This window comes from Roseiarcus sp., assembly GCF_049514155.1.
Classification (GTDB): domain Bacteria; phylum Pseudomonadota; class Alphaproteobacteria; order Rhizobiales; family Beijerinckiaceae; genus Roseiarcus.
Map to the genome: position 1 here is coordinate 1 of NZ_JBEKVH010000154.1, position 19,767 is coordinate 19,767.

The 19,767-nt window shown below is 68.8% G+C and carries 21 protein-coding genes, 1 tRNA gene, 1 other RNA gene and 2 pseudogenes; 19 read left to right on the forward strand and 6 right to left on the reverse strand.

Annotation, left to right across the window (positions count from 1 at the left end; genetic code table 11):
- Positions 1-539, reverse strand: a 539-nt coding sequence (locus tag ABSF49_RS17585; RefSeq protein ID WP_424113947.1) for a DUF6101 family protein, incomplete at its 3' end; no start/stop codon positions are given.
- Between the two features lie 173 nt (positions 540-712).
- Positions 713-1,426, reverse strand: a complete 714-nt coding sequence (locus ABSF49_RS17590; RefSeq protein ID WP_424113948.1) for a TetR/AcrR family transcriptional regulator — start codon at positions 1,424-1,426, stop codon at positions 713-715.
- Positions 1,427-1,507: 81 nt separating this feature from the next.
- Between ABSF49_RS17590 and ABSF49_RS17595 the strand changes: the two genes are divergently transcribed.
- A complete protein-coding gene (locus ABSF49_RS17595) occupies positions 1,508-2,341 on the forward strand; it encodes an SDR family NAD(P)-dependent oxidoreductase (protein WP_424113949.1) in 834 nt (277 codons plus the stop codon).
- Between the two features lie 171 nt (positions 2,342-2,512).
- Here ABSF49_RS17595 and proC read toward each other — a convergent pair whose 3' ends face one another.
- Complete coding sequence (proC, locus tag ABSF49_RS17600) at positions 2,513-3,334, reverse strand: pyrroline-5-carboxylate reductase (RefSeq protein WP_424113950.1); 822 nt, start codon at positions 3,332-3,334, stop codon at positions 2,513-2,515.
- 455 nt (positions 3,335-3,789) lie between these two features.
- On the opposite strand from proC, the gene ABSF49_RS17605 reads away from it, so the two are divergent.
- Both ABSF49_RS17605 and ABSF49_RS17610 read left to right on the forward strand, forming a co-directional pair.
- On the forward strand, positions 3,790-4,239 hold the full coding sequence (locus ABSF49_RS17605; protein WP_424113951.1) for a hypothetical protein: 450 nt from the start codon (positions 3,790-3,792) through the stop codon (positions 4,237-4,239).
- Between the two features lie 30 nt (positions 4,240-4,269).
- Positions 4,270-4,605 carry a hypothetical protein gene (locus ABSF49_RS17610; RefSeq protein WP_424113952.1) on the forward strand — a complete coding sequence of 112 codons (336 nt, stop codon included), beginning with the start codon at positions 4,270-4,272 and terminating at the stop codon, positions 4,603-4,605.
- A 47-nt stretch (positions 4,606-4,652) separates the two neighbouring features.
- Here the strand turns inward: ABSF49_RS17610 and ABSF49_RS17615 are convergent.
- Positions 4,653-5,812 (reverse strand): annotated as a pseudogene (locus ABSF49_RS17615) (pyridoxal phosphate-dependent aminotransferase).
- 581 nt (positions 5,813-6,393) lie between these two features.
- Positions 6,394-6,735, reverse strand: a complete 342-nt coding sequence (locus ABSF49_RS17620; RefSeq protein ID WP_424113953.1) for a hypothetical protein — start codon at positions 6,733-6,735, stop codon at positions 6,394-6,396.
- Between the two features lie 309 nt (positions 6,736-7,044).
- On the opposite strand from ABSF49_RS17620, the gene ABSF49_RS17625 reads away from it, so the two are divergent.
- The 16 genes from ABSF49_RS17625 to ABSF49_RS17700 all read left to right on the forward strand — a co-directional run bounded on the left by ABSF49_RS17625 (position 7,045) and on the right by ABSF49_RS17700 (position 19,467).
- Positions 7,045-7,440 carry a hypothetical protein gene (locus tag ABSF49_RS17625; RefSeq protein WP_424113954.1) on the forward strand — a complete coding sequence of 132 codons (396 nt, stop codon included), beginning with the start codon at positions 7,045-7,047 and terminating at the stop codon, positions 7,438-7,440.
- Between the two features lie 89 nt (positions 7,441-7,529).
- The gene (locus ABSF49_RS17630; protein ID WP_424113955.1) at positions 7,530-7,778 is read left to right on the forward strand and encodes a hypothetical protein; all 249 of its coding nucleotides are present in this window, start codon (positions 7,530-7,532) and stop codon (positions 7,776-7,778) included.
- 29 nt (positions 7,779-7,807) lie between these two features.
- The gene (locus tag ABSF49_RS17635) at positions 7,808-8,800 is read left to right on the forward strand and encodes an MvdC/MvdD family ATP grasp protein (RefSeq protein ID WP_424113956.1); all 993 of its coding nucleotides are present in this window, start codon (positions 7,808-7,810) and stop codon (positions 8,798-8,800) included.
- A 1-nt stretch (position 8,801) separates the two neighbouring features.
- A complete protein-coding gene (locus tag ABSF49_RS17640; RefSeq protein ID WP_424113957.1) occupies positions 8,802-9,230 on the forward strand; it encodes a hypothetical protein in 429 nt (142 codons plus the stop codon).
- Between the two features lie 236 nt (positions 9,231-9,466).
- Positions 9,467-10,405 carry a DMT family transporter gene (locus ABSF49_RS17645; RefSeq protein ID WP_424113958.1) on the forward strand — a complete coding sequence of 313 codons (939 nt, stop codon included), beginning with the start codon at positions 9,467-9,469 and terminating at the stop codon, positions 10,403-10,405.
- 644 nt (positions 10,406-11,049) lie between these two features.
- A non-coding RNA gene (gene ssrS, locus ABSF49_RS17650) (6S RNA) lies at positions 11,050-11,203 on the forward strand.
- Positions 11,204-11,238: 35 nt separating this feature from the next.
- Positions 11,239-11,859, forward strand: coding sequence for a 5-formyltetrahydrofolate cyclo-ligase (locus tag ABSF49_RS17655; RefSeq protein ID WP_424113959.1), 621 nt, complete (start codon positions 11,239-11,241; stop codon positions 11,857-11,859).
- The gene (locus ABSF49_RS17660; RefSeq protein WP_424113967.1) at positions 11,859-12,680 is read left to right on the forward strand and encodes a TIGR00282 family metallophosphoesterase; all 822 of its coding nucleotides are present in this window, start codon (positions 11,859-11,861) and stop codon (positions 12,678-12,680) included. Before ABSF49_RS17655 ends, ABSF49_RS17660 begins: the two co-directional genes overlap by 1 nt.
- Positions 12,681-12,690: 10 nt before the next feature.
- Positions 12,691-13,410 (forward strand): HAD-IA family hydrolase, encoded by a 720-nt coding sequence (locus ABSF49_RS17665; RefSeq protein ID WP_424113960.1) that lies wholly within the window; start codon positions 12,691-12,693, stop codon positions 13,408-13,410.
- 20 nt (positions 13,411-13,430) lie between these two features.
- Positions 13,431-13,505, forward strand: a tRNA-Val gene (locus ABSF49_RS17670).
- Between the two features lie 184 nt (positions 13,506-13,689).
- A complete protein-coding gene (locus ABSF49_RS17675) occupies positions 13,690-14,259 on the forward strand; it encodes a L,D-transpeptidase (RefSeq protein ID WP_424113961.1) in 570 nt (189 codons plus the stop codon).
- A 68-nt stretch (positions 14,260-14,327) separates the two neighbouring features.
- Entirely contained in the window at positions 14,328-15,350 is a 1,023-nt protein-coding gene (gene moaA, locus ABSF49_RS17680; RefSeq protein WP_424113962.1) for a GTP 3',8-cyclase MoaA, read from the forward strand.
- 82 nt (positions 15,351-15,432) lie between these two features.
- Entirely contained in the window at positions 15,433-15,774 is a 342-nt protein-coding gene (grxD, locus tag ABSF49_RS17685) for a Grx4 family monothiol glutaredoxin (protein ID WP_424113963.1), read from the forward strand.
- Between the two features lie 164 nt (positions 15,775-15,938).
- Positions 15,939-17,282 (forward strand): phosphoglucosamine mutase, encoded by a 1,344-nt coding sequence (gene glmM / locus ABSF49_RS17690; protein WP_424113964.1) that lies wholly within the window; start codon positions 15,939-15,941, stop codon positions 17,280-17,282.
- 422 nt (positions 17,283-17,704) lie between these two features.
- Positions 17,705-18,496, forward strand: a complete 792-nt coding sequence (locus tag ABSF49_RS17695; RefSeq protein WP_424113965.1) for a dienelactone hydrolase family protein — start codon at positions 17,705-17,707, stop codon at positions 18,494-18,496.
- Between the two features lie 137 nt (positions 18,497-18,633).
- Positions 18,634-19,467, forward strand: coding sequence for a protein-L-isoaspartate O-methyltransferase family protein (locus tag ABSF49_RS17700; protein WP_424113966.1), 834 nt, complete (start codon positions 18,634-18,636; stop codon positions 19,465-19,467).
- Positions 19,468-19,498: 31 nt separating this feature from the next.
- Here the strand turns inward: ABSF49_RS17700 and ABSF49_RS17705 are convergent.
- A pseudogene (locus ABSF49_RS17705) lies at positions 19,499-19,767 on the reverse strand (chemotaxis protein); the annotation flags it as partial.

A 19,767-nucleotide genomic window follows, 5' to 3' on the forward strand; every position in this document is an offset into this window, starting at 1 on the left:
TCGAAGTCGAAGCCGCCGAACAGCTCTTCGATCCTTTCGACTTTCACGCACAGCTCCGGCCGGCCGAGCTTGCGGCGGGCGAGGAAGCGCGGCCGGCGCGCGAGAATGGTCTTGCCGCGCCGGCGCGGCGCCGACGGCCTGATCGCGACGCGGCCGAGCAGTTGCTGGTCCGGTTCGTCGCGGCCTTCGGCGCGTTCGACCAAAGCCGGCAGGCCGAGCGCGCGCGCCCACAGTCGCCATTCGGCCTGAATCTCGCTGTCGTCGTTGGTCTCGGCGAGCGTGACGCCGAGGTCGGGGTCGACGTGAACGAGGCGAATCTCGTAGGCGAAGCCGTCCTCGCGCGCGTCGACGACGCGCAATGCGACGCCGCGATAGGCGCTGGTCGGCACGGTGACGCGCATGAACACGCCGCCGACGACGCGATCGATTGCGACCTTGTCGCCGTCGAGGCGCACGAAGCGCCGCCGGCCGTCGGCGCGCGGGTCGGGCGCAGCGAAGCGACGGGCCTCGAAGGCGACGGTTTTGGGCGCGGATTGCATCGAGCGCAGAATCCCTCGGCGAAAATCTCGCCAGGGAGAGCATGCCGCGCCGCAGCCGCGAGGGGGCTAACGATCGTAGTTAACTGGCTCTGAAACCTAGCTTTTTCGCTAAGTTCCGCTCGCTTTGGCGAGCGCCGGGTTTCCCCGTTCGCTCGAATTTGAGCGGATCGCTTCTAGGGCGAGCCGGCGGAGCGGGGCGCGTCGTCGCCGCGCGCCCGGCGGCGGGCCGCTTCGCCGGCGCGCCGACCCTTGGCGCAGGCGGCCTGCGCCGCCGCGGCGAAGGGCGCGGCGAACCGCTCCAGCCCTTCCACCGCCGCCACCGCGCGCTCGCCGCGCGTCAGCTCGCGGTCGAGTTCGGCCATGGTCTTGGCGAGATCCGGTTCGGCATCGTCGAGCCAGACGCCGACGACGCGCGTCCAGGCGAGCGCGAGGCCCTGCAGCTTGATCGCGCCGGAAACGCCCTCGGCGTCGATCCCCGCCGAGGCCAGCGCGAAGCGCAGCGAATTGACGATCGAGGCGTTCATCGCCAGCGCCGCGACCGGATCGCGCTTCAGCCAGGCGAAGATCTCGCGCAGGCCCACGCGATAGGGCGCCATCGCGTCGAGGCGGCGCATCAGGGCGTCGAACAGCCGGTCGCGGGCGCCGGCGTCGAGATCGGCGCCGCCGGCCGATAGCGCGGCGCGGTCGATGCGGCGGGCGAAGCCGGCGAGGATCGCGCCCTTGGAGGGAAAGGCGTCGCGGAAGTCGGCGAACGACACTTCCGCCCGGCCGGCGATGTCGGCGATCGAGATGTCCTCGAATCGGCGCTCGGCGGCGAGCGCCAGCAGCGCGTCGACGATCCGGGCGCGCGGATCGCCCTTCGTTTCGGCCTGTTTGTCGGCAGCCATGCGCGCCTCCCACAGCGATCCTATATCTGTAGCCTGTTTCGCCTTATCCGCCAAAAACCGGGCGAATCGATGGAGTCCGCCATGCCGCAGTCCTCACGCAGAATCGCGCTCGTCACCGGCTCGACCGACGGCGTCGGCCGCTTCGTCGCCGAACGGCTCGGCGCCGACGGTTGGGACGTCATCGTCCACGGCCGCGACGCCGAGCGCGGCGCCGACGTCGTCGCCACGATCGCCGCCGTCGGCGGCGGCGCGCGTTTTCTTTCCGCCGACCTCTCGGACCTCGCCGCCGTGCGCAGTCTCGCCGAGCGGGTCGCGCAGGCCGCGCCGCGGCTCGACCTGCTGATCAACAACGCCGGCGTCGGCGCCGGCGGATCGGGCGCGCGGCGGCAGGTCAACGCGGCCGGCCTCGAGCTGCGTTTCGCCGTCAATTACCTAGCCGGCTTCGCGCTGACGATGCGGCTGCTGCCGTTGCTGCGCGCGAGCGCGCCGGCGCGCATCGTCAATGTCGCCTCGGTCGGCCAGCGCGCGATCGATTTCGACGACGTCATGCTCGAGCGCTCCTATTCCGGCGGCCGCGCCTACATGCAGAGCAAGCTCGCGCAGATCCTGTTCACTTTCGATCTCGCCGCGCGGCTCGAGGGGACCGGCGTCACCGTCAACTGCCTGCACCCGGCGACCTATATGGCGACGACGATGGTGCGCGAAGCGGGCGCGACGCCGTTGAGCACGGTCGAGGAGGGCGGACAGGCGATCCTCCAGCTTGCCCAATCGCCCGTTGTCGAGGGTCGCAGCGGCCTCTACTTCAACGGCCTCGCGGAATCGCGCGCCGATGCGCAAGCTTACGATTCCAAAGCGCGGGCGAGACTGTGGGCGCTGAGTTTGCAGCTGGCGGGGCTGAGCGACGAGGGAAATTGAGGCGGAAGGGCGCGGCCATCGGCCGCGCCTACACGCGCGCGGCCGGTAATTGTAGGCGCGGTCGTCGACCGCGCTGGCTGAAATATCCGAGGCGGAGGCAAACCTCCTCTTCGTGAGGAGCGCCGCGTCAACGGCGCGTCTCGAACGACGAGGAGCGTTCGCTCTTGCCTTTTATCCCGCCAATTCCCGCGCCCGGTCGCGCGCCGCCGCGGCGGCCTTGGCGAGCAGCGCCGGATAGCCGTCCGGCGCACGCAGAATCGCCAGCGCCGCGGCGGTGGTGCCGCCGGGCGAGGTGACGTTCTCGCGCAATTTCGCCGCAGTGACGGCGGGCTCGCGATGCAACAGCTCGCCCGCGCCCTCGACCGTCGCGCGCGCGAGCTTCAGCGCCAATTCGGCCGGCAGGCCGAGCTTCACGCCGGCTTCCGCCATCGCCTCGACCAGCGCGAAGACGTAGGCCGGGCCGGAGCCGGAGATCGCCGTCACCGCGTCGATCAGTTCTTCGTCGGCGAGCCAATCGAACTGGCCGACGGCGCTCATCAGGCCTTGCGCCCAATGACGCTGACGCGCGCTCGCCGCCGGGCTGGCGAAGCCGGCGGAAGCGCCGCGCCCGACGGCGGCCGGCGTGTTCGGCATCACCCGCGCCAGGGCGCGCGCGTTCGGCAGGCGCGCCGAAAGATCGGCGATGCGTTTGCCCGCCAGGATCGAAATCACCAGCGTGTCGGGGCCGGCGAGCGGCGCGAGGTCGGACGCCGCCGCTGCAAGCGTCTGCGGCTTGATGGCGAGAAACAGAACCTCGGGCGCCGCGAGCCCGGCGAGCGGCGGATTGACCGCGATGCCGCGTTCCGCCGCCAGCAGCGCGATCGCCGGCGACGGCTTCGGCTCGACGATCGTCACGCGCTGCGGCGCGAGGCCGCCGGCGAGCCAGCCACGCAGCAGCGCCTCGCCCATCTTGCCCGCCCCGACCAGGACGAGCGATTGCGGCCACTCCGACATGACGAACCCTCGCTGTGATTGTTCTTCGCGCCTAACAACACCCCACGCGCGGGCTGCGCAAGGATGAAGGCGTCGCGGCGGCGGGGCGGGCGGCGCCTTGGGCCCGGCTCAAAGCGGACTATTCGCGTGCGCGCTGCGACGCTTCGCCAGAGGAGCGAGCCGAAATCCGCGACCGCGCCGTTGACGAATGTTCCGCGTTCGTTCTATTCTATAAATCAGAAAGCGCAGAGGTTGGCGCCATGCGAACTTCGTTAAAGATGAGGACTTTCCGCCTGCGCGCCGGGGGCGTTGAATGTGACACCGATGGTTTGCGGGTTGGCGGCGCGCAACTCCTCGAGTCGGTTGGCGCGCCCTTAGGCGTCCGCAATTGGCGACCGTTAGCCCAGTCGGAAATCGACCGCGTTCTCAGCCAGGCGTACGCCGCCAGGATTTGCGCCAGCGACAGGCGGCGAGGTTTGGCGGTTGTCGCCGAAGCGCTCAACAAAGGCGAACTGGCGCGCGCACAGATCGCGGCATTGTTGTTGCGCCTACCCGATCCAGATCTAGGCAAGCCCGATCCCAACGCTCGCGGCGAAGAGCTCGCCTGCCTGCGCGAAAGCGGCCTTCTGGCCAAGGACTGGGACGAGGCGAATCACCCGCGTACGGGGACGCCGCCGAATCCGGGGTGGTTCGCGCCGAAAGACGACTCAGGCGCCGCCGAGCCCGAGGACGGCCGTCCGTCTGGCGGGGCCGAAAGCCCTCGGGGCAAGGAGTTCGCCTTTGCCGGCGTATTGATCGACATGCGGTATGACAAAGTCGCGAATATCACGCATTGCACCTATCGGACGCCCTTGCGTGACTTCACCCTCGAAATTGATGGTAATTCGCCATGTGAGTCGACGCATCCTTACCCCTACACGTTCTGACGTCTTGCCGTGTCTATCGGGAAGTCAGCCATGTCCGTTACAATAACGAAGAGCGCCATCGACCTGATTGTGAAGAAACTCAAGGAGCCGGCGACGATCGCCATGCGAAGACAGAATTCGACGGCGACATTGACCTGGGCCAGACGGGTCTACAGCACCGATCGTCTCTCGGGCGAGCGGACGGAACATGGGCCACACTTCTTCTTCTCCTGGAGCGACGCCGATGAACTCAAGGAATTCAACAGCCTGATTTATATGCTGCCCGACGGCGAAAGTCTCGCGCTCGGACCCGGCGACTTCTTCCAGACCGGAACGCATACGATCGACGTGAAGGACGGGCGGCTCGCGCTGGTCGGCGCGCCATAGCCGGCGCGCCCCGCCTTCGCTCGTCTGTCCTCTGCAACCGTCCTGCCTTACCGCAGCGACGCCGTGAAGCTCTGGATCTTGCGGCAGGCTTCCTCGAGGCTCTGCAGCGACGCCGCATAGGAGACGCGGAAGTTCGGGCCCTGGCCGAAGGCCGAGCCCTGCACCGTCGCGACGCCTTCGGTCTCCAGCAGTTCGGTGACGAAGTCCTCGTCGGTCGCGATTCGTTTGCCCGAAGGCGTCTTCCTGCCGATCGCCTCGGCGCAGGAGGGATAGACGTAGAACGCGCCTTCCGGCTTCGGGCACTTCAAATATTGCGCCTGGCCGAGCATGGAGACGACGAGGTCGCGCCGCTCCTCGAACGCCTTGCGGCACTTGGGGATGAAGTCCTGCGGTCCGGTCAGCGCCTCGACCGCCGCCCATTGGGCGATGGTGCAGGCGCCCGAGGTCTGCTGGCCCTGCACCATGTCCATCGCCTTGATCAGCTTGGTCGGGCCGGCGGCGTAGCCGATGCGCCAGCCGGTCATCGCAGCGCCGGCTCGACCTGCGCCGGGGTGGTGAAGGCAAAGTCGCCGTAGACGAGGTGCTCGTACATGTCGTCGGTCAGCACGTAGACGTGGGGATGGCGTAGCAGCACTTCGGTCAGCGCCTTCAATTCGTCGCGCGTGTAGGCGGCGCCCGACGGGTTGGAGGGCGAGTTGAGCACGACCCACTTGGTGCGCGGGGTGATCGCCCGCTCGAGGTCCTCGGGCCGCAGCTTGAAGTTGTTCTCGAGCGTCGTCGCGACGAAGACGGGCTCGCCGTAGTTGATCGCCACCATCTCCGGATAGCTGACCCAATACGGCGCCGGGATGATCACCTCGTCGCCGCGATTCAGCGTGCACAGGAAGGCGTTGTAGAGCACCTGCTTGCCGCCGGTGCTGACGATCGTGTCGGAGACCTTGTAGTCGAGCCCGTTCTCGCGCTTGAACTTGGCCGCGATCGCCTCGCGCAAGGGCGGGATGCCGAGCACCGGCGGATACTTGGTCTCGCCGCGGCGGATGGCGGCGATCGCCGCCTCCTTGACGTTGTCGGGCGTGTCGAAGTCGGGCTCGCCGACCGACAGCGAGATCACCTGCCGGCCTTTCGCCTTGAGGTCGCGCGCCTTCTGCGTCACCGCGATGGTCGCGGAGGGCTTCACGCGGGAGAGGACGTCGGCGAGGAAGGCCATGGCGGAGTTTCCTTAAGTCTCGGGCCGGATTTCGAAAGCGGCGCAACATAAGAGCGTCGGCGCCGCGCGGCAACCGCTTTTGCTGCGTCGGCGGGTCGCGCGCAGGGCCGCCTATAGGCGCGGTCGTCGACCTAAGGGAGTCACACATCTTTGTTGGCCGGCGGCCACATCGGCCCGCCGCCGTTAAGCCGCTTTGCGGCTGCTCCGCCGCGCTCCGCCCGCTTCGCGGTGACGGCGCCGTTCCGATGCGGCGTTGTGCATCCATGGTCTTTGCTGAGCGAAGCCGGCCCGCCGGGCCGGCTTCCCGCAGCAAAGACCATGGAAGCCAAGAGCCTGAGCCGCGCGCAGCGGTCAAGGCTCGCGCGTAAACGCGCGACCCGCGAAAGCGGGCTTGGCCTTGACGGCGAGCACGGATCAGGCACAGCGGACCTCGCAGACAGAGATCGAAGATCTGTGACTCCGTTTGGTCGCCGACCGCGCCAGACGCAAAGCGCCTCGCTTGGCGATGGATGGGCCGAAGCCGACGCGGTCAGCGACCGCGTCTACAAGACGCCTACGGCCTTTGGCCTTCAGCGCGCCGCCTAGGCCGTCAGCCACAGCCCGATGAGGAACGACGCCGAATTGGCGACCAGCGACACCGCGCCGGCGCGCGCGAGCGTCAGCCGCGCCATCCAAGCGATCAGCGCCGCCTCGACGACGACGACCAGCGCCTCGATCGAAAGGATCGCCGGCCAGTAGGGAAAGCGGCCGTAGGACCAGATCGCCAGCGTCCACATCTGCGGGTGGGTGACGGCGGTGGCGACCATCGACGCCAGGCCGGCGTGCAGCGGCCCGCGGTTCGGCCAGCGCGCGAGCGAGACCAGAACGAAGGCGACCGGCCCCTCGATCGCCATCGAGATCAGCAAGGCTTCGGCTTCGCTCATGTCCGGGCTCAGAGAGATGTGAGACTCGCGCTGGCCCTAGGCGCCAGCCCTCCATTGATGGCTTGGAGGCGATTATGCGCGAGAGGAATTCGAACTCAAGGACGGCCTGGAAGGCCGCCGCCGGAGGCGGTGCGTTTCACGCATCCTTGACTTCGAATTCCTCTCGCGCCTCGCTCCGCCAAGCAAACAATGGAGAAATCTGCATTCGTCCGCGCGTCTCATATGATGTGAACCCGGACCGCTCATGGACAGGTCCTGATGACAGGGGCACAATGGGACAAGCTTCCGCGCTTGGTAAGGGGTTCGCGCATGCGTCGACTCGCCGCGATCGGCCTTGCGCTCGCCGCGACGCTTGCGGCCGCGCGCGCCGACATCGCGCCGCCGCCGCTGCAATTCATCGATGTGACCGTCGGCGATCTCACCTTCCTGGTCATCGCCCGCGACTACACGCGGCCCAGCCATCCGACCGCTGAGCTCGTCGGCTGCGTCGACGGCAAGCCGAACTGCGCCCTCGCGCAGGCCAAAGGGCTGATCGGCCGTCGCGTCGTCGGCTTCGACGGCAAGACGTTCGACGCCGACGTCGCCCTGCGCTCGCAGATCGTCGCCGCGTTCCGCGACGAAGCCGCGCCGGCCGCCATTGAAATCGACTTCGAGCCCGAGAATGCGGGCGGCGCGTCCTTGCGCGTCGCCGTCGCGCGGCGGTAAAATACAGCGCCGCGATGGAGGCGCGCCGCTGGCGTCAGGCGGCCCCGAACTTGGGATCGAAGTCTTCGCGACCTGTGGGAGAGGCAGAAATGTTGACGTCCGCGACTGCGCTCGTTTTGTCCGCGATCTCCGCGCCCGCCGTCGGCGACGTCACGCCGGCCTCACTGGCGGTGCGGCCGCCGCTCGTCAGTCTCACGGGCGCGCCCTACGACTGGCGCCTGCAGCAGGGCGGCGGCGCGAAAGGCCTGTCGGTCGCCGACGGCACCGCGCACTGCAACACGGTGATGGCGCAAACCAACAACGGCCAGGATCACGTGCCCGACTGCGGCTTCGACTGATCGCGCCGGCCGCGTCGCGGTCGGCCCCGATGCTGCTCCTGCTGACCAACAGCCTCGATGAAACCGCCGACGTGCTCGTCGGCCTGTGCGCCGAACGCGGCCAATCCGTTTTCCGTTTCAACATCGACCTGTGGGCGCGCTATCGCTTCGCCTGGACGCCGGACGGATTCGCCTTCGCCGATCCGTCCGGCCGCGTCGCGGCGTCGCAGGCGCTCACGGCCTGCCTGTGGCGTCGCCCGTCACTACGCGAAACGGCGGGCTGGGTCGGCGGCGACCCGCAGGCGCGCGAAGCGACCGAAGCCGAGCTGCACGCGCTGATGCGCGAGATCGCCGAATGGGCGCGGGCGCGAGGGCTGCTGCGGCTGATCGAGCCCAACGGCCCGCGGCGGGTCGGCCGGCTGGCGCAGATGCGCGTCGCCGGCGAATTCTTCGCCGTCCCCGAATGGACCATGGGTTGGGGCGTGCGGCTGCCGGCGGGCCGGCGGATGGTCAAGCGCCTCACCACCGAGCCGCTCGGCCCCGAGCGCGACCGCCAGATCTACGTTCAGTCGGTCGACGCCGAGAGCCTGTCGCCAGATTGGCCGTGGCTGACCCAGGCGATCGCGCCGGGAACGCGCGACGCGACCGCGCTCTATGTCGCCGGGCGGATCTTCGCCTTCGAGATGGAGCAAACCCGCGCCGAGCTCGGCGTCGAGGACTGGCGCACGCGCGTCGGCGCCCATGCCGACGCCTGGCGGGTTTGGGCGACGCCGCCCGGCTTCGCCGCGCGGGTCGAGGCCACCATGCGCCGCCTCGGCCTGCGGTACGGCCGGCTCGATTTCTTGAGCGGCGACGGCGAGCCGACCTTTCTCGAAGTCAATCCCAACGGCCAGTTCGGCTGGCTCGACGATCCCGCCGGCTGGCCGCTGCATCGCGCCGTGCTCGACGCGGCGCTCGATCCCGCTTCGGCCCTTCAAAACGAAGCGATCCGCGAGGCGAACGCGCCGCCGCCAGCGGAATCGTCGGTTTCGACAGGAGGATGAAATGCGCCTGAGAATTCTCGCCGCCGCCTTCGCCGCGCCGCTGATCGTTTCGATCGCCTGGGCCGACATCGCGCCGACGCCCGACCGCGGGCCGCCGCTCGGCGACGCCGGCGGCCTCTCCTTCAGGATTCAGTCGGTCCAGGTCGAATTCGGCCCGGCCAACGGCCCGCACTACCAGAAGACCGAGCAGGTCGTCGTGCTGACCGATTGCGCCGCGGGAACGCCGAACTGCGCATTGGCGAAGCAGAAGGCCCTCGTCGGCATGGAAGTTTCGGCGGTCGACGGCGCCGAGCTGAGGCCGGAAAAGGGGATGGTCGCGCAGATCCTCGCCGCCTTCGCCGATTCCAAGGCGCCAGCGACGATCGCCCTGACCCTCTACGCTCGCGCCGCCGACAGCAAGCCGGTTGACGTCAAGTTCGCGCGGCGGTGAGCGGGGTCGGCGGTCGCTCGCCGGCGCCCATCGCATCGTTGGCGGCGATCGCTTGGCGCCGCAGGCGGGCCGCGCTGTCGAGGCGCTGGTCGCCTCAGTCGGCGGACGATAAAAGGAAATTGACGGGCGTGTCACCGTAATCGCGTAATCGGGCGTGTCACCGTAATCCTGCGTGACTTGGTATAATTGCGCCGTGGGCGAGGCGACGACGGCTTTCGGAGAGGCATTTTTTCGCGATGGGCACTGCTGCGCCGCTTCGGGTTCGTGATGTTCTACTGCTGGGTTGCGCCATTGCTTGCTGGGGCGCGAATTGGACGGTGATGAAGCTGGCGCTCGGGCACTCCACGCCGCTGTGGATCGCCGCGCTGCGCTTTACACTCGGAGCGGCGGCGATGTTCGCCGTCCTAGCGGCGCGCGGGGGTGTGCGGTTGCCGCCTCGGAATGATCTTCCGATCGTCGTCAGCGTCGGCTTGCTGCACATGCTGGCCAACGCCACGCTAGTCATATTTGCACTGCGTTTTGTTCCGCCCGGGCGCTCCTCGGTGCTCAGCTACACGACGCCGCTCTGGGTCGTTCCATTAGCCATGCTTCTGGGCGAGCGTCCAACGGCGCGCGCCTTGGGCGGAACATTTCTCGGACTGGCCGGCATGGCGCTTCTCTTCAGCCCGACCTCGCTCGACTGGAGCGACCGGCAAATGGTGCTCGGCCAGATTTTGCTGATGCTGGCGGCGATCGCCTGGTCGATCTGCATTGTCCACATCCGTGGCCATCGCTGGCAGGCGAGTCCGCTCGAACTCGCTCCCTGGCAGATGCTGCTCGCGGCGGCGCCGTTGGTGATCGCGGCCTTAGCGGTCGACGGTCCGGCGCCAGGCGATTTCGGTCCCGCGTTCTGGATGACCACGCTCTACACTGGCGTTCTCGCCACAGCCTTCGCCTACTGGGCGGTCGTGGAAGCCAACCGTCGTCTCTCGGCGATCACCGCCTCCAACGCATTGCTCGCTGTGCCCATTGTGGGGCTCACTGTTTCGGCCTGCGTCACCGGGGAGAAGATGGATTTCTGGCTCATTGTCGGAATGCTGATGATGCTCGCCGGCATCGCCATCGTCGCCTCCGCAAGACGGCGACAGCGCAGCGGCGCAGCGATTGCGGGCCAAACTGGTGTGCTGCGCCCCTAAGGTGAGACAGGCGATTTGAGTGGGATTACGGGATTACGGATTACGGTGACACGCCCGTTGTTTCCTTTTAGATTGTCGAACTTCGCCCTGCGGCGCCGGCCACCGCGCCGGCGCCGGTCGAGGCTGCGGCGCCCGTCGCCGCCCGGTCGCGCGACTCGCGTAAGGTCGTGGGGCGGCAATCGGGAATTCGCATCCTGTCCTCGTCAAGCCTCGTCATTGCGGCTCCGACAAAGTCTTCGCGAATTGCCGAACCCGGCCTATCATGAATCTCAGGTCGCCGAGGCGCCTCCGCTCGAAGCGGCGGCGGTCACGCGGCAGGACATTTTCGCTGAGGCCCATTTGTCAACCCGTGGCGCCGCAAGCCTTTGAAATCGCCCGCGGCCCTGTCAAGGAAAGCCCGCAAGCCTTTGAAATCGCCCGCGGCCCTGTCAAGGAAAGCCTTGACGAAGCTTGACAAAACTTGACGCCGCTTGACAAAACTTGACGAAATTTGACGGGTCAAGGCGCGAGACTTGACGGCGCCGAGCGATCGCCGCCGCCTGGACGCCCGGATCAACTCCGGGACGGGCGTGACGAGCAGGAGGCGCAGAGCCATAGCGCCGCCGCCCTAGCCATTCGGCTCGCCAGCGCCTAAGTAGGAGGCTGCGGAGCTGGGGGGTTTGTCAGGACCATATTCCTCGGGGCCGTACGATCCCAATGGGAGCTGTCCCTATCCTCGCCCGTGGGCTTGGACACACGGCGCCCACCTACTTACGTAGGCGCCCGGGATCTCCGTCCAACGGCCTTCTCGGCCCCGCGCTTCTCTTTCCGGGATCGGCAATTCGATCGCGACCATGCCTCTTGCCGCAGCCGATCCCAAGTCCGGCGATCTCAAGTCCGGCGATCCCAAGTCGGCATTGCGCCGTCAGGCGCTCGCTCGCCGCCGCGATGTCGATCCGGCGACGCGCGCCGCGCTGAGCGGGCGGCTCGCCGCCGTCGGCCTCGAATGGGCGCGGCGCTGGCGGCCGCGAATCGTCGCCGCCTTCTCGCCGATCCGCGACGAGCCCGATTGCCGGCCGCTCATCGCCGCCTTGCAGGCGCATGGCTTCGCCACCGCGCTGCCGGTCGCGAGCGGCCGCTCGGCGCCGCTCGCCTTCCGCCTGTGGCGGGCGGGCGAACCGCTCTTGCGCGGCGCGTTGGGCGCGCCCGAGCCCGGCGCGGCGGCCCCGCTGGTCGAACCGGATCTGCTGTTCGTGCCGCTCGCCGCCTTCGACCGGCGCGGCCATCGCATCGGCTACGGCGCCGGCTTTTACGACCACGCGCTGAGGCGACTGCGCGCGAGCGGGCCGATCCGCGCCGTCGGCGTCGCCTATTCGGTCTCGGAGATCGCCGCCGCCCCTGACGAGCCGCACGACCAACGGCTCGATTTCATCCTCACCGAGCGCGAGTGGATCGACGCCAGAGGCCGCGGCTGATGCGGCTGCTGTTCATCGGCGACATCGTCGGCCGCGCCGGACGCACGGCGCTGATTCACCGCCTGCCGGCTTTACGCGCGCGCTGGCGGCTCGATTTCGTCGTCGTCAACGGCGAGAACGCCGCCGGCGGCTTCGGCATCACCGAGACGATCTGCGAGGAGTGCCTCGCCGCCGGCGTCGACGCGATCACGCTCGGCAACCACGCCTTCGATCAGCGCGAGGCCCTGGTGTTCATCGAGCGCCAGCCGCGGCTGATTCGCCCCGCCAACTACCCCGCCGGCACGCCCGGGCGCGGCGCCAACGTCTTCGAGACCGCGGCCGGCGCGCGGGTGCTGGTGATCAACCTGCTCGGCCGCGTGTTCATGGACGCGCTCGACGATCCGTTCCAACGCATCGAGCAGGAGCTTTCCGCCTGCCCGCTCGGGATCGGCTGCGACGCGAGCGTCGTCGATTTCCATGCCGAGGCGACGAGCGAGAAACAGGCGTTCGGCCTTTTCGTCGACGGTCGCGTCAGCCTGGTCGTCGGCACCCACACGCATGTGCCGAGCGCCGACGCGCGCATCCTCTCCGGCGGCTCGGGCTTCATCACCGAAGTCGGCATGACCGGCGACTACGATTCGGTGATCGGCATGGACAAGGAGGAGCCGCTGCGCCGCTTCACCCGCCGCATTCCCTCGAGCCGCTTCGAGCCGGCCGGCGGCGAGGCGACGCTGTGCGGCGTCGCGGTCGAGACCGGCGCCGACGGGCTCGCGCGCCGCATCGCGCCGTTGCGCCTCGGCGGCGCGCTTTGCCCCGCCGAACCGGATTTCTGGAACGATTGAGGAGCCGAACGTGTCCGCCGCCGCCACCCTGGTTTTCGATCTCGACGGCACGCTCGCCGACACCGCCCCCGACCTGATGGGGGCGCTGAACTTCGTGCTGACGCGCGAGGGCGTCGCGCCGCTGCCGGTCGCCGCGGCGCGCCGCCTGCTCGGCGCCGGCGGCCGCGCGCTGATCCAGCGCGGCTTTGCCGAGGCCGGCCGCGCGATCGACGCGGCGACGCTCGAGCGCCTGTTCGTCGATTTTCTCGCCCACTACAACGCCCATATCGCCGATGGGACCACGCTCTATCCTGGCGTCGTCGCCGGCCTCGATCGCTGCGCCGCCGCCGGTTGGCGCCTGGCGGTGTGCACCAACAAGATGGAGAAATCGTCGAAGCTGCTGCTCGGCAAGCTCGGCGTCCTCGACCGCTTCGCCTTCGTCTGCGGCCAAGACACGTTCGGAATCGGCAAGCCCGACCCGAGGCCGTTCGTCGAGACGGTCCGCGCCGCCGGCGGCGCGGTCGAGCGCGCCGTGATGGTCGGCGATTCGAAGACCGACGTCGCGATCGCGCGCGCCGCCGGCGCGCCGGTGATCTGCGTCGACTATGGCTACACCGACGTTCCGGTCGCCGAGCTCGGCCCCGATCGCGTCGTGTCGCATTTCGACGCGGTGTTCGACGCCGCCGCCGCGCTGCTCGACACGGCGCCGGAAGCGCGCCGCGCCTTGACTCGCCCGCTTGGGCGGCCGTAAACGGAGCGCCCGCGGCTCAAGGGCGATTAGCTCAGTGGTAGAGCACTCCCTTCACACGGGAGGGGTCACAGGTTCAAACCCTGTATCGCCCACCATCCCGGCCGCCGGGGTTCGCACTGTGGCGCAGCGGCAACGCTGCGGACGTATTTTTGCCGCGGCGGCGCAAATTCGGCGGCGAATGATTGCGCGATTGGCGTGGTTCTAGGATTGTCTTACGCTGCGCGAGTCGCTGTTGCGGCTTCGATCGGCGGACCGCGCTTCTGACGACGGGGGACGTACATGCGCCGTTCTGCATTGTTTCTCGCCGGCCTGGCCGCCGGATGGGCGCTGACGGCGGCCTCGGTCGCTTTGGCGATTCCGGCTTCGCCGACGCCCAACTTCCAGGCCGATTCGCGGCCGCTCGCTTCGCCGGTTCCGCGCCAGACCGTGAACTACGACGGTCCCTACGCGCCCGGCACCATCATCATCTCGACCCGGGAGCGGCGGCTCTATTTCGTCCTGTCGGATCATCAGGCGTTGAAATATGGCGTCGGCGTCGGGCGCCCCGGCTTCACCTGGTCGGGCGTCACCTTCGTCGCCAACAAGCGCGAGTGGCCGGATTGGACGCCGCCGGCGCCGATGCTGCTGCGCCGGCCTGATCTGCCGCGCCACATGGCTGGCGGCATCGAAAACCCGCTCGGAGCTCGCGCATTGTATCTCGGCTACTCGGAGTACCGCATCCACGGCTCCAATGAGCCCGACACGATTGGGCAAGCGGTGTCGTCCGGCTGCATCCGCATGACCAACGACGACGTCACCGACCTCTACGGCCGCGCCAGCGTCGGCGCCAAGGTGATCGTCGAGCAATAAGGGTCCGCGCGCGCGCCGCCGGCGCGCCTCGCCTTTCTTTCGCTGCTGTAGGCGGCTATCGTTGCGCCATGAACGCGCACGTCCCGACGGCCGCGCCGGCGCTGGTCGATCCTTTCGGCCGGGCGATCAGTTACGTGCGCGTTTCGGTCACCGACCGCTGCGACTTCCGCTGCGTCTATTGCATGTCGGAAGACATGACCTTCCTGCCCAAGCCGGATGTGCTGTCGCTCGAGGAGCTCGACCGGCTGTGCGCGGCCTTCGTGCGGATGGGGACGCGCAAGCTGCGCGTCACCGGCGGCGAGCCCCTGGTCCGGCGCGGGATCATGACCTTGTTCCGCGCGCTTTCCCGTCATCTCGACAGCGGCGCGCTCGACGAGCTGACGCTGACCACCAACGGCTCGCAGCTCGCCCGCTTTGCTTCTGAGCTCGCCGATTGCGGCGTGCGGCGGATCAACGTCTCGCTCGACACGCTCGATCCCGACAAGTTCCGCGCCGTGACGCGCTGGGGCGACTTCGACAAGGTGATGGCGGGGATCGACGCGGCGCAAGCCGCCGGCCTGAAGGTCAAGATCAACGCGGTGGCGCTCAAGGGCTTCAACGACGGCGAGGCGCCCGACCTCGTCGCCTGGGCGCACGGCCGCGGCTTCGACCTCACCTTCATCGAAGTCATGCCGCTCGGCGCGGTCGAGCGCGACCGCTTCGATCAATTCCTGCCGCTGACCGACTTGCGCGCGGCGCTCGAGCGGCGCTTCACGTTGACGGCGTCGGCGCATGCGAGCGGCGGCCCGGCGCGCTATGACGACGTCGCCGAGACCGGCGGCCGGCTCGGCTTCATCACGCCGCTGACCCACAATTTCTGCGAAAGCTGCAATCGCGTCCGCGTCACCTGCGTCGGTCGGCTCTATCTCTGCCTCGGCCGCGAGGATTCCGCCGACTTGCGCGCCCCGCTGCGCCGCTCGGAGAGCGACGAAGCGCTCGAGGCGGCGATCCGCGCCGCGATCCAGCGCAAGCCCAAGGGCCACGACTTCGTCGTCGCCCGCGCCGGCAGCCACGCTTCGACCGACCGGCACATGAGCGCGACTGGCGGCTGAAGGCTGGCGAGGCGCGCCGGGCTGCTCTATATGAATGACGGGAAGACGGGGCCTTGACCCCCGTTGTGGAAAGGTCCGAGTCATGGCGAACGTCCAAGAGCGCATCCAGAAGCTGATTTCCGAGAACCCCGTCGTGCTGTTCATGAAGGGCACGCCCGAGTCTCCGCAGTGCGGGTTCTCCGGCCAGGTGGTGCAGATTCTCGACCATCTCGGCGCGCCAGTGGTCGGCGTGAACGTGCTCGAAGACGCCGAGATCCGCCAGGGAATCAAAGAGTTCGCCAATTGGCCGACGATCCCGCAGCTTTACGTCAAGGGTGAGTTCGTCGGCGGCTGCGACATTGCGCGCGAGATGTTCCAGTCGGGCGAGTTGCAGGCGATGCTGACCGAGGCCGGCGTCGCGATCAAGCAGCCCGCCAAGGCCTGAAGCCGGGCGTTTCCGCTCGCTTAGCCACCCGCCAAGGCGTTACGCCGCCCGCCGGCGCCGGGCGGCGATGACGCGCGCGTTCATGGTTGGCAACGATTTTTGAATGAGCCGGGTCGGATAATCGGCTATGGGAGCAATCCGCAAGTCGACCCGGGGGTTTGGCCATGGCGCGCAGGTATTTCGGCACCGACGGCATTCGCGGCCGCGCCAACGCCAAGATCACCGCCGATCTGGCGATGAAGGTCGGTCAGGCGGCGGGCCTGCTGTTCCAGCGCGGCGACTATCGCCACCGCGTCGTCATCGGCAAGGACACCCGCCTCTCCGGCTACATGATCGAATACGCGATGGTCGCCGGCTTCACCTCGGTCGGCATGGACGTGCTGCTGCTCGGCCCGACGCCGACGCCGGCGGTGGCGATGCTGACCCGGTCGATGCGCTGCGATCTCGGCGTGATGATCTCGGCCTCCCACAATCTTTACGAGGACAACGGCATCAAGCTGTTCGGGCCCGACGGGTTCAAGCTGTCGGACGAGATCGAGGCGAACATCGAAGCGCTGATCGACGATGATCTCGCCGGCCGGCTCGCCAAATCGCCCGAGCTCGGCCGCGCCAAGCGCATCGACGACGTCGCCGCGCGCTACATCGAATACGCCAAGCGGACGCTGCCGCGCGACGTCTCGTTCGACGGCCTGCGGGTGGTGGTCGATTGCGCCAACGGCGCCGCCTACAAGGTCGCGCCGGAGGCGCTGTGGGAGCTCGGCGCGGAAGTGATCAAGATCGGCGTCGAGCCGGACGGCCTCAACATCAACCACGAAGTCGGCTCGACTGCGCCCGAGGCGCTGGCGCAGAAGGTCAGGGAGATGCGCGCCGACGTCGGCGTCGCGCTCGACGGCGACGCCGACCGCATGATCATCGTCGACGAAAAGGGCCATGTCGTCGACGGCGACCAGATCCTCGCCGTCGTCGCCGAGAGCTGGCAGGCCGACGGCCGCCTCGCCAAGCCCGGCATCGTCGCCACCGTGATGTCGAATCTCGGCCTCGAGCGCCGGCTCGCTGAGCGCGGCCTCGTGCTCGAGCGCACCGCCGTCGGCGATCGCTATGTGCTCGAGCGCATGGTCGAGAAGGGTTTCAACGTCGGCGGCGAGCAGTCGGGCCACATCATCCTGACCGACCATTCGACCACCGGCGACGGCCTGATCGCCGCGATGCAGGTGCTGGCGGTCGTCCACAAGCAGGGCCGGCCGGTCAGCGAAGTGTGCCGGCGCTTCGAGCCGCTGCCGCAGGTGCTGCGCAACGTCCGATTCAAGAGCGGCCGGCCGCTCGAGGACGAATCGGTGCTGAAGACGATCGCCGCCGCGACGGCGAAGCTCGGCGATCACGGCCGCCTGGTCGTGCGCCCGTCCGGCACCGAGCCGGTGATCCGGGTGATGGCCGAGGCCGACGATCGCGCTTTGGTCGACGCCCTGGTCGACGACGTCTGCGCCGCGGTCGCCAAGGCGGCGGCCTAAAGGCGCGGCAGCGGACCTATAAGCAAGGCGCCGGCGCCCGCATTCCGAGCTTTCAAATCAGACGAATCGCCTTATTCTCGTTCGGGTCGTCAACTACAAGAAAGGAGGTGATCCAGTGTCTCATTGTCAATCGCCATGCGAGTCTGGCGGGGCCTGGAACATTGTCCGTGCGCAGGTTTACCGCGCATCGTAGACGCTAGGCGTTCCTGAACCCTCGAGCGATCTCTGCGTGGTCGCGACAATGGAAGAGCCGCTCCCTGCGAAGGGGGCGGCTCTTCTCGTTGGCGTGATCTGCGGCCGAAGGCGAGCCGCCGGCCCTCGTCACGCTCGCCTTCGCAACCGCCTGGCTTGCCTGGAGCTGAGAGCGCTTGACGAAATCTCGACGGCGCGGCGTGGTGCTTGAAGCGCAAGGAGCGCCCCTCGTGACTTCGTTCATCCGCCGCATTCTCGCCTTCGCGGCGCTCGCCGTCCTCGCGCTCGCCGGCGCGGCCTCGGCCGCCGAACGGCGCGTGGTCGTCGCCGATCCGGCGCCGCCGCCCGCCGCTGGCCCGCTGACCGGCTACCTGACCACGCCCGCCGGCGCAGGCCCGTTCCCGGCGATCGCGCTCATCCACTCCTGCCTCGGCCTGCCTGACAACCGCGCCGCTTTCGCCGCGACGCTGGCGAGCTGGGGCTATGTCGCGCTGTTCGTCGACGAGTTCGCGCCGCGCGGCCTCGCCGAGACCTGTTCGGTCGATTTTCCCGTCGGCCCGGCCGACGCGGCGGCGGCGTTGGCTTTCCTCGCCCGTCAGCCGTTCGTCGACGGGAGGCGCCTCGCCGTGATCGGCTTCTCTCAGGGCGGCGACGTCGCGCTCACGCTCGCCGCGTCGCCGCCGCGTGGGTTGCGCCTGCGCGCCGCCGCCGCCTATTACCCGCCCTGCGCCAACCGCCAGGGCGAGGCGCTCGCGGTTCCGACCCTCGTCGTCGTCGGCGCGGCCGATTCGGTGACGCCGGCCGCGGATTGTCGCACCTTCGTCGCTGCCCAGCCGCCGAGCGTGGCTAGGCTGGTCGTTCTGCCCGGCGCCGGTCATCTGTTCGACGATCCCGCCTCCGCCGGCGGCCGGGTCGTTCTGGGCATGCATTTCGCCTACGACGGCGCCGCGGCGGCGCGCGCCGAAGGCGAATTGCGCCGATTTCTGGCGAAGACATTGTCGCGGGCGGGCGAGGGCGATTGACGCCGGCGCGCGGCTGGGCGAGACCTTCACCGCGCCGCGTGCGTCACGCGTGCGCGTTTCAATCGTCTTTTCGCCGCCGATTCGGCCGACCGGTCCTCTCGACTGCGGCCCGAGGACGCGACGCTGCGGAGGTCGGCATGCTGAGACGCGAATTTCTCATCGGCGCGGCGGCGTCGCTGGTGACGCCGGCGCTCGCCGATCCGCCGAGCCCGTTCCAGCCCGACTTGTGGCCGCCGATGAATTCGCGCGGCGACTTCATCGCCTGGATGCAGGCCCATCGCGGCGAAGACCCGGTCATCCTCGGTCGCCGCTGGGACCGCTATCTCGAAGTGCTCAAGTTCAACGACCTGTGGACGCCGGCCGACAAGCGCGCGTTCCTGTTCACGCCGCGCGAGGAATTCGTCCTGCCGGCGGACCGCGACCAGGCCTATGTCGGCCATTATCTCGACATCGGCTTCGGCGTGACGATCACCCCGCCCGGCACGATGGGGCGGATGACCAGCGCGCTCGACCTCAAGCCGGGCGAGCGGGTGCTCGAGGTCGGCACCGGCTCCGGCTACCAGTCGGCGTTGTTGACCTACCTGACCAGCGCGGTGTGGACGATCGAGATCATTCCCGAACTGGCCGCGCGCACGCGCGGCGTTTACGACCGGCTGATCGGCCGCGGCTATCGCGAATTCGCCAGCATCCAGACCAGCCAGGGCGACGGCTACTACGGCCTGCCGATGGCCTCGCCGTTCGACAAGATCATCGTCACCTGCGGCATCGACCATATCCCGCCGCCGCTGCTGCAGCAGCTCAAGCCGGGCGGGACGATGGTCATTCCGGTCGGGCCGCCCGGCGCGCAGCGCATCCTCAAGGCGGTCAAGCAGGTCGGCCCCGACGGCGAGATGAAGGTCGTCCGTTCGGACATCTTCGGCGGCGCGATCATTCCGTTCGTGCCGCTGAGCGGCGGACACCAGCCGGAGTGAAGACGCGCCCCGGAGGTCCGGGGCGCCGAAATCAGAACTCCTGCCAGTTGTCGTCCGCGCCGCCGCTTGCGGCGGCCTGCGTCGCCGGCGCGTTAACGGCGGCCTTGACCGCCGCCCGGCGGATCGGCTCGGGCCTGGCGCGCGTCGGCGTCGCGGGCGCGGCCGTCTTCGTCGCCTCGCGGAAGGCGTGCGGCGCCGCCTTCTTCAGTTCCGCGCGCAGCGGGTCGTCCTTGGTCTGGCGGATCTGGTAACGCGCCACCAGTTTCCCGAGTTCTTCGCTTTCGCCGGCCAGCCCATGGG

What these genes read in the sequence shown, in the direction of transcription:
- ABSF49_RS17590 (WP_424113948.1), bottom strand. Translation starts at nt 1,426, where the DNA reads ATGGCTGCCGACAAACAGGCCGAAACGAAGGGCGATCCGCGCGCCCGG.
- ABSF49_RS17595 (WP_424113949.1), top strand. Translation starts at nt 1,508, where the DNA reads ATGCCGCAGTCCTCACGCAGAATCGCGCTCGTCACCGGCTCGACCGAC.
- proC (WP_424113950.1), bottom strand. Translation starts at nt 3,334, where the DNA reads ATGTCGGAGTGGCCGCAATCGCTCGTCCTGGTCGGGGCGGGCAAGATG.
- ABSF49_RS17610 (WP_424113952.1), top strand. Translation starts at nt 4,270, where the DNA reads ATGTCCGTTACAATAACGAAGAGCGCCATCGACCTGATTGTGAAGAAA.
- ABSF49_RS17620 (WP_424113953.1), bottom strand. Translation starts at nt 6,735, where the DNA reads ATGAGCGAAGCCGAAGCCTTGCTGATCTCGATGGCGATCGAGGGGCCG.
- ABSF49_RS17625 (WP_424113954.1), top strand. Translation starts at nt 7,045, where the DNA reads ATGCGTCGACTCGCCGCGATCGGCCTTGCGCTCGCCGCGACGCTTGCG.
- ABSF49_RS17630 (WP_424113955.1), top strand. Translation starts at nt 7,530, where the DNA reads ATGTTGACGTCCGCGACTGCGCTCGTTTTGTCCGCGATCTCCGCGCCC.
- ABSF49_RS17635 (WP_424113956.1), top strand. Translation starts at nt 7,808, where the DNA reads ATGCTGCTCCTGCTGACCAACAGCCTCGATGAAACCGCCGACGTGCTC.
- ABSF49_RS17640 (WP_424113957.1), top strand. Translation starts at nt 8,802, where the DNA reads ATGCGCCTGAGAATTCTCGCCGCCGCCTTCGCCGCGCCGCTGATCGTT.
- ABSF49_RS17645 (WP_424113958.1), top strand. Translation starts at nt 9,467, where the DNA reads ATGGGCACTGCTGCGCCGCTTCGGGTTCGTGATGTTCTACTGCTGGGT.
- ABSF49_RS17655 (WP_424113959.1), top strand. Translation starts at nt 11,239, where the DNA reads ATGCCTCTTGCCGCAGCCGATCCCAAGTCCGGCGATCTCAAGTCCGGC.
- ABSF49_RS17660 (WP_424113967.1), top strand. Translation starts at nt 11,859, where the DNA reads ATGCGGCTGCTGTTCATCGGCGACATCGTCGGCCGCGCCGGACGCACG.
- ABSF49_RS17675 (WP_424113961.1), top strand. Translation starts at nt 13,690, where the DNA reads ATGCGCCGTTCTGCATTGTTTCTCGCCGGCCTGGCCGCCGGATGGGCG.
- moaA (WP_424113962.1), top strand. Translation starts at nt 14,328, where the DNA reads ATGAACGCGCACGTCCCGACGGCCGCGCCGGCGCTGGTCGATCCTTTC.
- grxD (WP_424113963.1), top strand. Translation starts at nt 15,433, where the DNA reads ATGGCGAACGTCCAAGAGCGCATCCAGAAGCTGATTTCCGAGAACCCC.
- glmM (WP_424113964.1), top strand. Translation starts at nt 15,939, where the DNA reads ATGGCGCGCAGGTATTTCGGCACCGACGGCATTCGCGGCCGCGCCAAC.
- ABSF49_RS17700 (WP_424113966.1), top strand. Translation starts at nt 18,634, where the DNA reads ATGCTGAGACGCGAATTTCTCATCGGCGCGGCGGCGTCGCTGGTGACG.